13 protein-coding genes and 1 other RNA gene are annotated in these 13,653 nt (G+C 51.2%); 8 read left to right on the top strand and 6 right to left on the bottom strand.

Annotation, left to right across the window (positions count from 1 at the left end):
* Positions 1 to 123: 123 nt before the first annotated feature.
* On the bottom strand, positions 124 to 870 hold the full coding sequence (locus INT21_RS09630) for a glycosyltransferase family 2 protein (RefSeq protein ID WP_226916888.1): 747 nt from the start codon (positions 868 to 870) through the stop codon (positions 124 to 126).
* 83 nt (positions 871 to 953) lie between these two features.
* On the opposite strand from INT21_RS09630, the gene INT21_RS09625 reads away from it, so the two are divergent.
* Entirely contained in the window at positions 954 to 1,985 is a 1,032-nt protein-coding gene (locus INT21_RS09625; protein ID WP_193059907.1) for a glycosyltransferase family 4 protein, read from the top strand.
* Positions 1,982 to 2,896: a glycosyltransferase family 9 protein gene (locus INT21_RS09620; protein WP_193059906.1), complete on the top strand. Its 915-nt coding sequence runs from the start codon at positions 1,982 to 1,984 to the stop codon at positions 2,894 to 2,896. Before INT21_RS09625 ends, INT21_RS09620 begins: the two co-directional genes overlap by 4 nt.
* A gap of 3 nt (positions 2,897 to 2,899) precedes the next feature.
* Here the strand turns inward: INT21_RS09620 and INT21_RS09615 are convergent, their stop codons facing one another.
* The gene (locus INT21_RS09615; RefSeq protein WP_193059905.1) at positions 2,900 to 3,667 is read right to left on the bottom strand and encodes a 3-deoxy-D-manno-octulosonic acid kinase; all 768 of its coding nucleotides are present in this window, start codon (positions 3,665 to 3,667) and stop codon (positions 2,900 to 2,902) included.
* Here INT21_RS09615 and INT21_RS09610 point away from each other — a divergent pair.
* From INT21_RS09610 to waaA, 3 genes are read left to right on the top strand one after another with little or no spacing between them, the layout of a single operon-like run.
* Positions 3,666 to 4,763 carry a glycosyltransferase family 9 protein gene (locus tag INT21_RS09610; RefSeq protein ID WP_089040108.1) on the top strand — a complete coding sequence of 366 codons (1,098 nt, stop codon included), beginning with the start codon at positions 3,666 to 3,668 and terminating at the stop codon, positions 4,761 to 4,763. The genes INT21_RS09615 and INT21_RS09610 overlap by 2 nt on opposite strands.
* Positions 4,753 to 6,183, top strand: a complete 1,431-nt coding sequence (gene hldE / locus INT21_RS09605; RefSeq protein WP_193059904.1) for a bifunctional D-glycero-beta-D-manno-heptose-7-phosphate kinase/D-glycero-beta-D-manno-heptose 1-phosphate adenylyltransferase HldE — start codon at positions 4,753 to 4,755, stop codon at positions 6,181 to 6,183. Before INT21_RS09610 ends, hldE begins: the two co-directional genes overlap by 11 nt.
* Positions 6,183 to 7,472 carry a lipid IV(A) 3-deoxy-D-manno-octulosonic acid transferase gene (waaA, locus tag INT21_RS09600; RefSeq protein ID WP_193059903.1) on the top strand — a complete coding sequence of 430 codons (1,290 nt, stop codon included), beginning with the start codon at positions 6,183 to 6,185 and terminating at the stop codon, positions 7,470 to 7,472. Before hldE ends, waaA begins: the two co-directional genes overlap by 1 nt.
* Here the strand turns inward: waaA and rpiA are convergent.
* Entirely contained in the window at positions 7,464 to 8,138 is a 675-nt protein-coding gene (gene rpiA, locus INT21_RS09595) for a ribose-5-phosphate isomerase RpiA (RefSeq protein ID WP_193059902.1), read from the bottom strand. The genes waaA and rpiA overlap by 9 nt on opposite strands.
* Before the next feature lie 160 nt (positions 8,139 to 8,298).
* Between rpiA and ilvA the strand changes: the two genes are divergently transcribed.
* Positions 8,299 to 9,813 (top strand): threonine ammonia-lyase, biosynthetic, encoded by a 1,515-nt coding sequence (gene ilvA, locus INT21_RS09590; RefSeq protein WP_193059901.1) that lies wholly within the window; start codon positions 8,299 to 8,301, stop codon positions 9,811 to 9,813.
* Positions 9,814 to 10,225: 412 nt separating this feature from the next.
* Here ilvA and INT21_RS09585 read toward each other — a convergent pair whose 3' ends face one another.
* The 3 genes from INT21_RS09585 to INT21_RS09575 form a co-directional block, all read right to left on the bottom strand.
* Positions 10,226 to 10,858 (bottom strand): 5-formyltetrahydrofolate cyclo-ligase, encoded by a 633-nt coding sequence (locus tag INT21_RS09585; protein WP_193059900.1) that lies wholly within the window; start codon positions 10,856 to 10,858, stop codon positions 10,226 to 10,228.
* Between the two features lie 34 nt (positions 10,859 to 10,892).
* Positions 10,893 to 11,075: non-coding RNA, 6S RNA (ssrS, locus tag INT21_RS09580), on the bottom strand.
* Between the two features lie 51 nt (positions 11,076 to 11,126).
* Complete coding sequence (locus INT21_RS09575) at positions 11,127 to 11,435, bottom strand: cell division protein ZapA (RefSeq protein WP_089040104.1); 309 nt, start codon at positions 11,433 to 11,435, stop codon at positions 11,127 to 11,129.
* A 204-nt stretch (positions 11,436 to 11,639) separates the two neighbouring features.
* On the opposite strand from INT21_RS09575, the gene INT21_RS09570 reads away from it, so the two are divergent.
* Together INT21_RS09570 and pepP are read left to right on the top strand one after the other, a co-directional pair.
* Positions 11,640 to 12,218 (top strand): UPF0149 family protein, encoded by a 579-nt coding sequence (locus tag INT21_RS09570; protein WP_193059899.1) that lies wholly within the window; start codon positions 11,640 to 11,642, stop codon positions 12,216 to 12,218.
* Between the two features lie 14 nt (positions 12,219 to 12,232).
* On the top strand, positions 12,233 to 13,573 hold the full coding sequence (gene pepP, locus INT21_RS09565) for a Xaa-Pro aminopeptidase (RefSeq protein WP_193059898.1): 1,341 nt from the start codon (positions 12,233 to 12,235) through the stop codon (positions 13,571 to 13,573).
* Positions 13,574 to 13,653: the final 80 nt, after the last annotated feature.

Here is a 13,653-nt window from a genome sequence, read left to right as displayed (position 1 = left end):
ACGAGTGTTGATAGAGTAAAGAAATACGGACGCATATTGATCACAAGATCAGGTGAGAGACTGCCCGGTAGTAGAGATATCTTTAGTGATATCAACACGTCGTAATAGAAAATTTACAGCGTATTATAGGCGGTTATTAACATTATTTTTGGCATATTTCCAAAAAACGCCATTTGCATTAGCCACAGATATAGTCAGCCCACGCCAGCCATCCAGTATGCCGAGGCGGAAAAAATAAGTGCGTATAAATGCGTAAAGTGCCTTGAGAAATATCAGCGCAAAAGGATAATGCTTGAGTTTTTTTGATGATGCGCGAAGGTCTGAATAGCGATTTATCTTATCAAGAAACTGAGCGAGGTCGTTAACGGCAAGATGTTCAATTTTTCCATTAAGCTGAGAAACTTCTGTATTTTTTGCTAAGCTTACTGACTCATGAACAGCGGCATCATTAAAGTTACACGTGTTACGGTTAAACAGCCGAATTAACCAGTCATTTCCCCAGCCAGAGTGGTGAACGGGTTTACCCAGCATCCAGTTTTCGCGCAATATTTTGCCAGCCTGCTGAGGTGTTGCAGTGGCGACCCAGTCATTAATCGCAGCGTTAAGCTCTTTTGTTGGCGCTTCGTCAGCATCTATTGAGAAGATCCAGTCATATTTTGCTAACGATACGGCAGCACGCTTGGTAGGGCCAAAGCCTAAAAATTCACCATGGTGTAATGTTGTATTGGAGTAGGCTTGTACAATGCTACATGTGTCGTCTGTGGAGCCGTTGTCATATACCACGACATCGTCATAGCACGTCAAGGCGTCTAGTGTTCGGCTAAGTGTCGCGGCCGCATTGCGAGTAATGATAACGACGCTCACATCCATAGACATTTATTCACACCCTGCTCTGGTGGTTGGTAGATACAGTACTATACCAGGGTGATGGCAACGATTTGTATGAGGGCAATTTGCATATTATTCACGTTAACCTTGCCAAAGGTTTTCGCGGTGGAGAACGCCAGACAGCGCTGCTAATTCAAGCCTTGCAACGGCATGTAGATCAGCAAACGCTGGTATGCAGGAAAGATTCTCCATTGCGTAATGAACTTCAATGCATTGAGAACTTAAGATTCGTGGATGCTAACCAGCAGATGGCTGGGCATAGGCAAGCCGGCCGCGCATCGGTGGTGCATGCTCATGAAGCTAAAGCGGTACACTGGGCGTGGTTGCATAAGCGTATATACGGTACACCCTATGTGGTGACTCGCCGAGTGGATACACCCATTAAAGATAAATGGGTGAATCGACTGTTCTATCGTAATGCAGATCGTTGTGTCGCTATTTCATCGATTATTCGGCAACAGCTATCACACTGGAATAAGAATGAAGTATTGACGATTCCGAGTGCGATGACGGGATTTACCGCGGATGCCCAAGTTGCTGCTCGCTTTCGTGCCAGCTATCCAGGCCGCTTTATTGTCGGCCATATAGGTGCATTAGTTGATCGTCACAAAGGTCAGCGGGTACTACTTGAAGCTGCAGAACGATTACAGCATAGCTATCCCGAAGTGCTGTGCGTTTTTTTTGGCCGAGGTGAAGACGAGGAAGAGCTTCGCTTGGAAAGCAGTCACTTAAAAAATGTTGTATGGGCTGGCTTTAAGCCTAATATTGGTGATTTTATTCCAGCGCTGGATCTGTTTGTATTTCCGTCTCGCAACGAAGGTCTAGGCTCAGTTCTTTTAGATGTTATGGATGCAAACGTGCCTATTGTTGCTAGTAATGTTGGCGGCATTCCTGATTTAATTAAGCATGGTGAAACAGGTTTTCTAGTAACACCAGAAAGTAGTGAAGAAGTCGAGAGTTGGATAATAAAGCTAGCAAAAAATAAACAGATGAGAGAGTCTTCTGTTGAGAATGCACGTCTTCTTTTAGAGCTTTATAGTAAAGAAAAAATGGCTGAAAGTTATCTCGATGTCTATAAGGGAATTGTTTTTAAATGAACGACTTTTTAAAAGTTAAATGCATCGCTATATTTTTACATAATAGGCCTTTTTTTGGTGCATATGTAGTTCATATTCCTTTTTTAGTCGCTGTTAAGGAAAGGTATCCAAATGCTACATTGGTGGGTATCTCTAAAAGTTCAGGGGCAGACTTCCTAGTTGAAGCAGGTTTTTTAAACGAGCTTGAAGTGATTGACGGCTTTAGCACCACCAGCTTAAGTAGGAAATATAATTTCGATATTGGTTTTAACTTGCGTCCTTCTAGTGTTGGAACTTCTCTGCAAATGTTAAAGCTACGAATTCCTTATAGAATAGGATTTAAAAAATTTGGAGCGTTTTATACGCACTCGGTACCTCTTGATGTAACTACCTACAGGGCAGACCTTTTCTTGTCCCTTCTAGGGATATCATCAACATTAGATATTACTCCCTGTTTGAAAAAACAGATTGAGCCTGATGAAGTATTAAACAATAAAATTGTACTTGCTCCTGGTGCTGGGGGCGAAGAAAAAAAATGGTCGCTTGCTAATTATATTCAGCTAGCAAGAAAGATTTCTGAGTTAAGATCAGAGAAGATTGCTTTTCTCACAGGACCTAAAGAAGAAGAGGAAAAGAACATCCTTGAGCAAGAAGGGTTTTCTGTTATTCATAGTCCTGATGTAACTACTCTTTTTAGATTGGTAAATGGTTGCAAGCTATTTGTCAGTAACGATTGTGGCCCCTCGCATGTCGCCCATATAATGGGAGCAAATCAAGTTGTTGTTTTTAAAGAATATTTGCCTGAATGGTTTCTTGAAAGAGATAACAGTGGTTATGTTTCATCACAAGCAGACCTTTCATCAATTACTCCTGATGAGCTAATAAACTGCGTATCGAAAATCCTCGCGTGTGATGTTGGCGCTGAAAAATAAAGGTTAACGGTTATAACCTTTTAATATGCTAGGCAGCACACTATGGCAATGGAATTTTTTTAGTGACCTTGCTAGGCGGTTTATATTGTGTTCCTGCCACTTACCTGGTGGCCGTTGGCGGCAGCGGTCCAGATCAATCAGCCAGGGTTCGCCATGGGGGTCGATCAAGATATTGCGCGCATTTAGATCAACATGATCAAGGCCTGCTTGATGGAAGCGCTTTATCATTGCGCCAACGCGCTGAAGTAACGCCTCATCTGCTTCCCCTGCCGCCAATAAGCTAGCCAGCGCCTGAGCGCCTGGAATCCTAACGGTGATGAGCGCCGCTTCATACGTAGGGCCGTAACGCATAACACAGCAGGCAACGGGGCGTGGCACTGGCAGTCCCTGGTCATACAGCGCAGCGTTTAAGCGCAGCTCGTGAAACGCACGGGTGCGCTCTTCACCCAGCCACAAGTAGCGTTTCTCGCTTAGCTTGGCGATCAATCCACCGCGGCGATAAGGACGCAATACCCACTGCTCTGAATCACTGGCCTTTAAGAAGAAACTGCTACCCCTTCCTGGTGCTTCCCCGACGATTAAATTACGCTCACGCCAATAGGCCTGATGGAATAGATCAGGATGAAGTGGGTGTGACTGCCCTTGAGACCGTTGTTGCGATCGTTGTTGAGATCCATGTTGCGACAGTTGGTGTGACGTGGCAGCGTCACTTAAACTGTCTACATCATGTAAAATCAGCCAATTTCTTTGCCGGAGTGCCGCTAAGCGCATGAAGCCCTCTCTGCCTGCTCAACCTAACCATATTGCCATTTTGCGCCTCTCCGCGTTGGGAGATGTGTGCAATCTTGTGCCCACGGTGCGTGCGTTGCAGCGCCAATGGCCGCACGCTCGCATTACCTGGATAATCGGCAAGGGGGAGCACAGTTTACTGGCGGGGCTTTCTGGGGTCGAGTTTGTTGTCTATGACAAGTCCACCGGTCTTGCGGGCATGCGTGCCCTGTGGAAAGAGCTTTCCGATACTCGCTTTGATGTACTGCTGCACATGCAGCAAGCGATACGCGCCAGCGTGCTTTCGCTTGGCCTCAAGGCCAATGTACGCGTGGGCTATGATAAGTCGCGCGCCAAAGACGCTCAGCATTGGTTTACACAGCATCAGCTTGCGCCACATTCTAACGCCCATGTGTTGGAGTCGTTTATGGACTTCGCTCGCTTGCTCGGCGTAGAAGATGATCGATTGGAGTGGAATCTGGCCGTACCACCGCTGGCCTATGAAGAAGCCCGAGGGGTCAGTGGCGATACGCCATATCTGGTCATTAATCCTTGCAGCAACGCACGGCTGCGCAATTTCCGCAATTGGTCAGTGGAAGGCTATGCCAGCGTAATTGAACATGCTTGGGTACACCATGGTCTGAAGAGCGTGTTGACCGGTGGGGGGAGTTCATTAGAGCGAGAAATCGGCGATCAAATTGAGGCGCTATGCCAACCGGATAGCGTTATTAATGCTATCGGTGGTACATCGCTCAAAGGCGTACTGGCGTTGATTGACAATGCCCGTGCCGTCATTGCCCCCGACACGGGGCCGGCGCATATGGGGAATGCCATGGGTACGCCCACACTTGGTCTCTATGCGACCACCAATCCTCAGCGTGCCGCGCCTTATTGTTGGCGGGATTTTGCAGTCAATGCTTATCCCGAAGCGGTTCGCACGTATCTGAATAAATCCGTCGATGAGGTTAGCTGGGGACAGCGAGTACGCCATGCGGATGCCATGGATTTGATCAAAGCCGACGACGTGATTGCTAAGCTAGACGCGCTGCTGGCGTATACCGCAGTGCCGCCAACAACAGGACCTTTGGATGAGAGTTGATTTAACCGCCCTGGAACATGCCCGCGTATTGGTGGTGGGGGATGTGATGCTCGACCGCTACTGGCATGGTGGCACGTCGCGTATTTCACCCGAAGCGCCGGTGCCGGTGGTGCGTGTCGAAGATGCTGATGATCGTCCCGGGGGCGCAGCGAACGTGGCACTCAATGTGGCCTCTCTAGGCGGCCACGTCGCCCTGGCAGGTGTGGTGGGAGAGGATGAGAACGCCGAGTTGTTGACGTCGCGTTTGGCATCGTCGAATGTGAGTACTTACTTTCAGCGAAGCCCAGAGATACCAACGATTACCAAGCTGCGTGTGATGAGTCGTAATCAACAGCTACTGCGGCTGGATTTTGAGCAGCGCCTTGATGGTGTCGATACCACTGCTCTGCTGGAGCAGGTCGAAAAAGCGCTGCCTGATTGCGATGTGATGATTCTTTCTGACTACGGTAAAGGAACGCTTAACCAGGTCGAGTCGCTGATTCAGATGGCGCGTGCTTTCGGCAAGCGAGTGCTGGTCGATCCGAAAGGCCAAGATTTTAGTAAGTATCGTGGGGCGAGTTTAATTACGCCTAACTTAACCGAGTTTGAAGCGGTGGTTGGTCACTGTGCCAACGACGATGTTCTTGCCCAGCGCGGAGAAGCGTTGCGCGCCGAGCTTGAGTTAGAAGCGCTGCTGATCACTCGCAGCGAAAAAGGTATGACGCTTATTCGTGAAGGCCTCGCACCGCTCCATTTACCCACCCGCGCCCAGGAAGTGTTCGACGTAACTGGTGCAGGCGATACCGTGATTGGCCTGATGGGGCTCGCGCTGGCATCAGGCCATGCATTGCCAGAAGCAATGATGCTGGCCAACTTAGGGGCGGGCTTGGTGGTGGCCAAACCGGGAACGGCGACGCTCTCGATAGCCGAGCTCTACACCGCGCTACACGGCGACAAGCTGGCTGAATTTGGGGTGATTGACCAAGTCCCGCTGGTCGACGCCGTGCGGGCTGCCCAGCTGCGTGGCGAGCGCGTGGTGATGACCAATGGCTGCTTTGATATTCTTCATGCAGGACACGTGGCCTACCTGGAACAAGCCAAACGCCTGGGGGATCGCCTCATCGTTGCGGTGAATGATGATGCCTCTATTGGCCGTTTGAAAGGCCCTAAACGGCCAATCAACCCGCTTAACCGCCGCATGCAAGTCCTGGCTGGATTAGGCGCTGTCGATTGGGTCGTGCCATTTAATGATGATACTCCCCAAGCGCTAATTGAAGCCGTTTTACCGGATATTTTGGTGAAAGGTGGCGATTACCGCCCTGAAGATATTGCAGGAGGGGAGGCCGTTATCGCCAACGGCGGCGATGTAAAAGTACTTGGCTTTGAAGATGGCGTATCGACCACCGCAATGATTAGCTCCATCCTGGATCGCGAGGGCTAATGGCGTCGCCGATTTGGCCTCGGCTTGTTTATTCAGCGGTGCTTTATATGTTGTCGCCGCTGATTGGCTGGCGCATCTGGCGTGAGCAAGTACTTACTTACTCGCGCTTGCAGCGGCTTGGTATGCGTTTGGGTAAGCTTCCCCCTGGACCGCGAATTTGGTTGCACTGTGCCTCGGTGGGGGAAGTGCGCGCTGCCCGTCCCCTAATAGAGGGTTTGCTGGCGCGTTACCCTCAGCACAGCCTGTTGTTGACCACAATGACCGCGACGGGTGCTCAGCAGGTTCAAACACTCATCGGTGAACAAACCGCGCCGGATCAAGTAAGGCTTGCTCACTGCTTCCTCCCTTTGGATTTTCCGGGAGCGGCCAAGCGTTTTATTACCCGCGTGCAACCCACTCTTGCCATTCTGTTTGAAACCGAACTGTGGCCCAACCTGCTGCACGCTTGCCACCAACAAGCAGTACCTGTCGCGGTCGTCAACGGGCGGCTATCGCCACGAGCCTTTGCACGCTATCAGCGCTTGCGTTCGTTAATGGCGAGTGCATTAGCTAATGTCACATGGCTGGCTGCTAAATCTGCCCAAGATGCCGAGCGCTTTCAGGCACTGGGTTGCCGCGCAGCAGTAACTCATGTCGTTGGATCGTTAAAATTTGAGGTGCCCTCTCAGGAAAAGGCTCTGGAAGAGAGTGAGTACTTACTTCAAGTCTGGGGCGCGCGCCCAGTGTGGGTGGCAGGTTCCACCCGCGACGGGGAAGAAGTACTGCTCTTGGAGGCCCATCGTCAGCTATTGCAGCGCTTTCCAACAGCGTTATTGGTATTGGTGCCGCGACACCCGCAGCGTTTTGACGAAGTGGCCAGGCTGTGTTCCCAAGGCGGCTGGGCACTCAGCCGTCGCAGCCAGCAGCAGGCCGTGACGCCACAAACGCAGGTTTACCTGGGGGATACGCTAGGTGAGCTGGCAACGCTGTATGCAGCAGGGCATGTGGCCTATGTTGGCGGTAGTTTGGTACCGTTGGGTGGCCACAACGTACTGGAGCCTGCGGCGTTAGGTAAGCCAGTGCTCTGCGGCCCTTCGCTTGACAACTTTAGCGATGTGGCAGAGCCGCTGTTAGCGGTAGGTGCGTTAAGCGTGGTGGAAACACCCGATGCCTTAGCCGACGCGCTGGCCGAGCGGCTGGCAACGCCATCATTTGCTCTGCAAATTGGGCAGGCTGGGCGAGAGGCAGTTGAAGCCCATAGAGGCGCATTGGCGCGCACGCTCGATGGGCTTAGTCCGTGGTTAACGTAACGCGGTTCGTTCTACGCCGTCCGTTTTACCTAACAGCAGTACATCGGCACCGCGCTGGGCGAATAAACCGTTCGTGACGACGCCTACAATGGCATTAATACACGCTTCCATGGAGGCTGGGTCGTCGATCATAAAGTCAAAACAGTCGATAATTTGATTGCCATTATCGGTGACTACCCCTTGCCGATAGACGGGGTCAGCACCTAGCTTGACCAGCTCCCGAGCGACGTAGGAGCGTGCCATCGGAATAACTTCTACCGGTAGCGGGAAGTTGCCAAGTTGGTTCACGTATTTAGAGCCATCGGCAATGCAAATAAATCGCTTGGCGCAGGCGGCGACGATTTTTTCCCGGGTTAGGGCGGCGCCACCCCCTTTAATCATTTGTAAGTTAGCGTTTACTTCGTCTGCACCGTCGATGTAAAAAGGAACATCGCCAACATTGTTCAGCTCGAATACCTCAATACCTAGCGCCTGTAGGCGCTTAGCACTGGCTTCTGAGCTGGCAACGGCCCCTTTGAAACGATCTCTTAGCGGGCCTAAACGATCAATAAACAGGTTCGCTGTGGAACCTGTGCCAATACCTAGCACGGTATCTTTTTCGAGATGAGGCTCAATCTCTTTAACCGCAGCATCCGCTACGGCCGCTTTCAATTCATCTTGGGTCATCATATTTTCCTGCGTCAGGGTTAGGCAGTGTTCCCTAGTATAACGGCCTTAGCGTCCACTGCCGATGGAAACGCCGCTAGACGACGCTAGGCGTAATCTGCTACCAATAAAGGCTTTGCTCTCTCCCGTCAGGGTCACGTTATTTTTTTGGGATTCCCGCATGCTCGAAGCAACCGTCAAAAAGATCCTCCAAGCCCGCGTTTATGAAGCCGCTTGTGAGACCCCTATTTCACCCGCTCCCTTTTTGTCGCGTCGTTTCAATAACCAAATTTTGATTAAGCGCGAAGATCTTCAGCCAGTGTTTTCTTTCAAGATTCGTGGTGCTTACAACAAAATGGCCCAGCTAACTGAAGAGCAGAAGGCCAAGGGCGTGATTGCAGCATCGGCGGGCAATCATGCCCAGGGTTTGGCTATGGCAGCCAAGCTGATGGGGGTGAAGGCGGTTATTGTGATGCCGCGTATTACGCCCGATATTAAGGTTCAGGCAGTACGTGCCCGCGGTGCTAAGGTTATTTTGAAAGGTGATGCATTTGCTGCTGCTGCTGAGCATGCTCAAGAATTGATTAAAGAGCATGGCTATACCTATATTCCGCCGTTTGATGATATCGATGTAGTTGCAGGTCAGGGCACTATTGGTGTTGAAATTCTGCGCCAGCACAGTGGCCGTCTAGACGCTATTTTTATTCCTGTCGGTGGCGGCGGCTTAATTGCAGGCGTCGCAGCGTATGTGAAATATCTGCGCCCAGATATCAAAATCATTGCCGTAGAAGCCGAAGACAGTGCCTGTTTAAAAGCCGCGCTAGAAGCCGGGGAGCGGGTCGTGCTGGATCAAGTTGGCGTGTTCGCGGAGGGTGTCGCCGTCGCGCAAATCGGTGAAGTGCCCTTTTCTCTGGTACGTGACTTAATCGACGACGTTATCACGGTGAATACCGATGAGATGTGTGCAGCGGTGAAGGATATCTTTGAAGATACACGTGCCGTCGCAGAAACGTCAGGGGCGCTTTCGCTAGCTGGCTTGAAGAAATATGTGCAGCAAACCGGTGCTGAAGGCGAGACGTTGATATGTATTAACTCTGGCGCGAATACCAATTTTGATCGTTTGCAACATATTGCGGAACGCACCGAGCTGGGTGAGCAGCGTGAAGCGATATTGGCGGTGACCATTGCGGAAAACCCAGGCAGTTTTAAAAAGTTTTGCCGCACGCTGGGCAAGCGCATGGTCACCGAGTTCAGCTATCGCTATGCAGATAATAGCGAGGCTCATATCTTTGTGGGTGTTCAAGTTAAACCGGGTGGGGAAGACCGCCAGGCGGTGATTGATAAGCTTCGTGAAGCTGGCTATCAGGTTGAAGATTTGACCGACAATGAGCTGGCGAAGCTACATATCCGCCATCTTAGTGGTGGTCGGCCCAGCGAGCGCTTTGAAGAAGAGCTCTACCGCTTTGAGTTCCCGGAGCGCCCGGGTGCGCTAATGAACTTTTTAACCCAGCTACCCCATGACTGGAATATTTCACTGTTCCACTACCGAAATCATGGTGCTGCCTACGGTCGTGTATTGGTCGGTATGCAAGTGCCGAGCAGTGATCAAACCCATGTTGCAGAGTACTTAGATGCGATTGGCTACCGTTATTGGCGAGAGAGCGATAACCCAGCGTATAAGCTCTTTATGGCGTAAAGAATTGTAAGTACTCACTAACCCCGGGATGCAGAGTTGTTAAGAAGAGTGAGCTTCTGAAAACGTTTAATGATGCGTTAAAAATAGCACTGAAAGCAGTTGTCAGTCCTCTTCTATAGCCCTATAGTCGTGGGCGAAATTAATGAGGTGTGTCATCTTTTTAGAAACACTGTTTAGATGACGCATTAAGGATATTTGGCAACCGTAAAAGACGTTGGAGATGAGGCATGCGGCGTAAAAAGCCTGATATGGTGATGGCGCTAACAGTGGTGTTTTTACTTGGAGTACTCGCCACTGGATACGCGCAAGCGCTATCGGGGAGTTAACTTACTAAGTTGATCACAGCGCTTTCAGCGTAAACGCTGCGCCAAGCTAGTCGAGGTTGATATTTAAAACGGGCTGATCTTAATGATCAGCCCGTTTTAGTTGGTCGAATAACCCTTGTGTCACTTGCTATCACGTCCAACGGAATATCCCAAGGCTCGATGGGTAGCGCATCCACCTGTTGGCAGGCGTGAGCAACGCCTATAAGTGTCGGTGCTGGCCCTTGGCGGCGCATAAAAGCGAGGCTGCGATCATAGAAACCACCTCCCATGCCCATGCGATTTGCTTGCTTATCAAAACCTACCAGCGGAACAATAAGCGTATCTAGCGCCCAAGCTGGCAGGCGATTGCGCCTATCGGCGGCAAATCGTGAACAGGGCTCTGCGATGCCAAAACGGTTTTTAACCATGGGGGTAGATTCGCGGTAGGCAACAAACCAAAGGCGATTAGTCGAAAATGGGCGCAATACCGGTAAGTAAATACTTACTTTTCGCTGTCGAAGCCAAGGTATTAATGGTGTCGGGTCTATCTCGCCGTTAACCGGTAAATAAAGGCTAATGCGTTTCGCACGACAAATTTCAGGCAGCCCTTTAAGGCGCTGGCAAAGGGCGGTAGCGGCTTGTTTTTGCTGATCTAGGGAAAGGGTGCGGCGTCTGCGTCTAAGCTCACGACGAAGCGCAATTTTATCGCCGAATGTACTGCGGGCAGCAGTATCGTTCATAACGAGCTACTCGTGATGAGCTAATCAAGACTAAGTGTTCCCCAGAATGCCGCTGTCGTTCTGGCCCTGAACCTACTGGTTCAGGTGGGTGGCCGCAGCCAAACCGTCAGGCTTTCCGACGCACGGACATGCACACGGGTTTGGCTAGCATTTGGCCCCCTGGGTACTTCGCATAGGCTCGAGGGACTATAACGACTGGCGTACACCCCAGAGAACATCTCTATCCTAACAGAGCCAGTGGTAATGCCAAAGAGCCGACAGCAGGTTCTTACGGTTCTTTTTGCTGGCGTGTATCCGCTAGTGCCCGTTCAAGGCGGTCGTTTAGGCGGTTCAGGTTTGCTTCGCTCGCGCGGTGCTCATCCATAATTTCAAGCAACTCATGGGTGATATTCAGCGCTGCCATCACTGCAACCCGCTCGCTGCCAAGGGCATTGCTTTGGGCGTGAATGCCATTCATCGCGCGATCTAAATAGCGAGCAGCACGTTCCAGCTTAGCTTCTTCGCCAGTGTCGCAAGCAATCATGTAGCTGCGACCCAGTAGGGTGATTTCTTTGGTTGGCCGCTTCGCGTTACTCATCAAAAACTCCGGCACAGGTCATTTTATTGACCAATGCGTTAACATCGCTGCATAGGAAGGATAGTTGGCGTTCACTATAAGAGAGCCGCTTATGTGGGGTCAACGCACAGGCGCGCGCGCCGTAAGATTCCTTCTGCGGTTTAACACCCTTAGCGATGTTGTTACGACGACTTCATTCCCCATTTTGTATAGCGAGCAATGCCCATGTCCCTAATCAATGAACGCCAGGATTTTTCTGACGTCGCGGATGTTTTTCTTCTGCATGGAAGTATGCAGTCGCCCGCGTTTTTGGATGGCCGCCTAAGTGGTCTGTTAGCGCTGCGTGATGTGACGGCTGAAGCATGGCTAGAAGAGGTATGCCTAAGCTTAGGGGTCGAGCAGCCGCGAGATCCTGATAGCGCTGAACGCTTACTAGGTTGGCGGCGTCAAACGCTGGAGGCATTGAGCGCCAGCGATTTGAATTACACACCGCTGCTACCCGATGAGCTTTTTTCACTCGCCGAGCAAGCCCAGGGGCTAAAAGAGTGGACGCTGGGTTTTATGGAAGTCGTTGAAGACGTGGCTGATGAAGCGCTACGCGAGCGCTGGTCTAAGACGCTTCAAGAAGCCATCGAGGATCTCGCAGGACTCGTACAGATCGAAACCGATATCGAGGATAGTCCTGAAAACGAAAATGATCTATTTGCGCTGACGGAACACGCGCGTATGGCGGCAATGTTGCTCTACACCGAGCAGCACCCAGGAATGCCCCAGGTTGAGCAGACCGACGCCCCCGTTCATTAATACAGGAGTTATCTATGTTACCTGAGTTACTGCCTCGGCCCGCCGCTATTGCGCCTGCAGAGTACCGCCAGCGCCGAGAAGCGCTCATCGCCCAACTGCCTGCCAATGCTGCGCTAGTGGTGCCAAGCGCTGCCTTGGTAACGCGCTCTCACGATAGCGAATACGCGTTCCGCCAGCAGAGTGATTTTTACTACTTAACCGGCATTCAAGAGCCCGATGCGTTGCTTGTAGTGCTGCCTGGGCGCGAGGCAGGCCAAAGCGTGGTGTTTTGCCAAGACCGCGACGCCACGATGGAAGCCTGGACAGGTAGACGGCTAGGCGCCCAGGGCGTTGAGGCTCAGCATGGCATTGACCAAGCGTTTGAAAATGCTCAGCGGGAAGAGCTGTTACCAGGTCTATTGGCAGGCCGCGAACTGCTCTACCTGCCGTTAGATAATCCCGAGGCGCTGAATATTGCAGAAGAGGCGTTGGCCTGCGCTCAAGCTGGCCTACGCCGAGGTAAGCCAGCATTGAAAGGATGGTTGGATAGCCGCCCGCTTGTTCATGAGATGCGCCTCATTAAAAGCCCTGCTGAAATTACCCTACTGCGCCATGCGGCCGCTATTTCAGCAAAGGCGCATACGCGTGCGATGCGTGTCTGCCGTCCAGGGTTAAGCGAGTATCAGTTGCAGGCAGAGTTAGAGCACGAATTCGTTTGGCAAGGTGCTAGCGGGCCTGCGTATAGCACCATTGTTGGTGGTGGCGTTAACGCTTGCGTGCTGCACTATATTGAGAACAGCGATACGTTGCAGGCCGATACACTTGTGCTGATTGACGCAGGGGCCGAGTTCGACCTCTACGCTGGGGATATTACCCGTACTTTCCCGGTTAATGGTCGGTTCAATGACGCTCAGCGGGCGCTTTATCAAGTGGTGCTAGATGCGCAAGAGCGTGCAGTGCACGCCGTCAAGCCGGGAGCCACGCTGGCGGATATTCACCAAGGGGTCGTGAGGGATTTAACCGCTGGGCTGATCGGTCTCGGGTTGTTAGAGGGCGATGTGCAGGAGCGCATTGACGATGAGAGCTATCGGCGCTTCTACCTGCACTCTACGTCCCATTGGTTGGGGTTAGACGTGCACGATGTAGGAACTTATCGGTTGGATGAAGAGACGCCGCGCCTGCTAACCGAAGGCATGGTCGTCACGATTGAGCCTGGTTTATACATTCCCAGCGATGATGATATTCCTGCCGCTTACCGCGGAATTGGCATTCGTATTGAAGATGATGTCGTGGTGACCCGTGATGGGCACGAAGTGCTTACGTCAGACGTGCCGAAGCGAATTGCTGATATAGAGCAATTAATGGTTAATAAATAAGCAGTAAAATTCCATTGATATTTGTTTATGTAATTTACATTACGAAATTACATTTGCTGGGTTTGGTTTATCCGTAGGAG

This window comes from Halomonas sp. 3F2F (assembly GCF_014897805.1).
Classification (GTDB): Bacteria; Pseudomonadota; Gammaproteobacteria; order Pseudomonadales; family Halomonadaceae; genus Vreelandella.
This window is presented reverse-complemented; position numbering and strand designations above follow the sequence as displayed.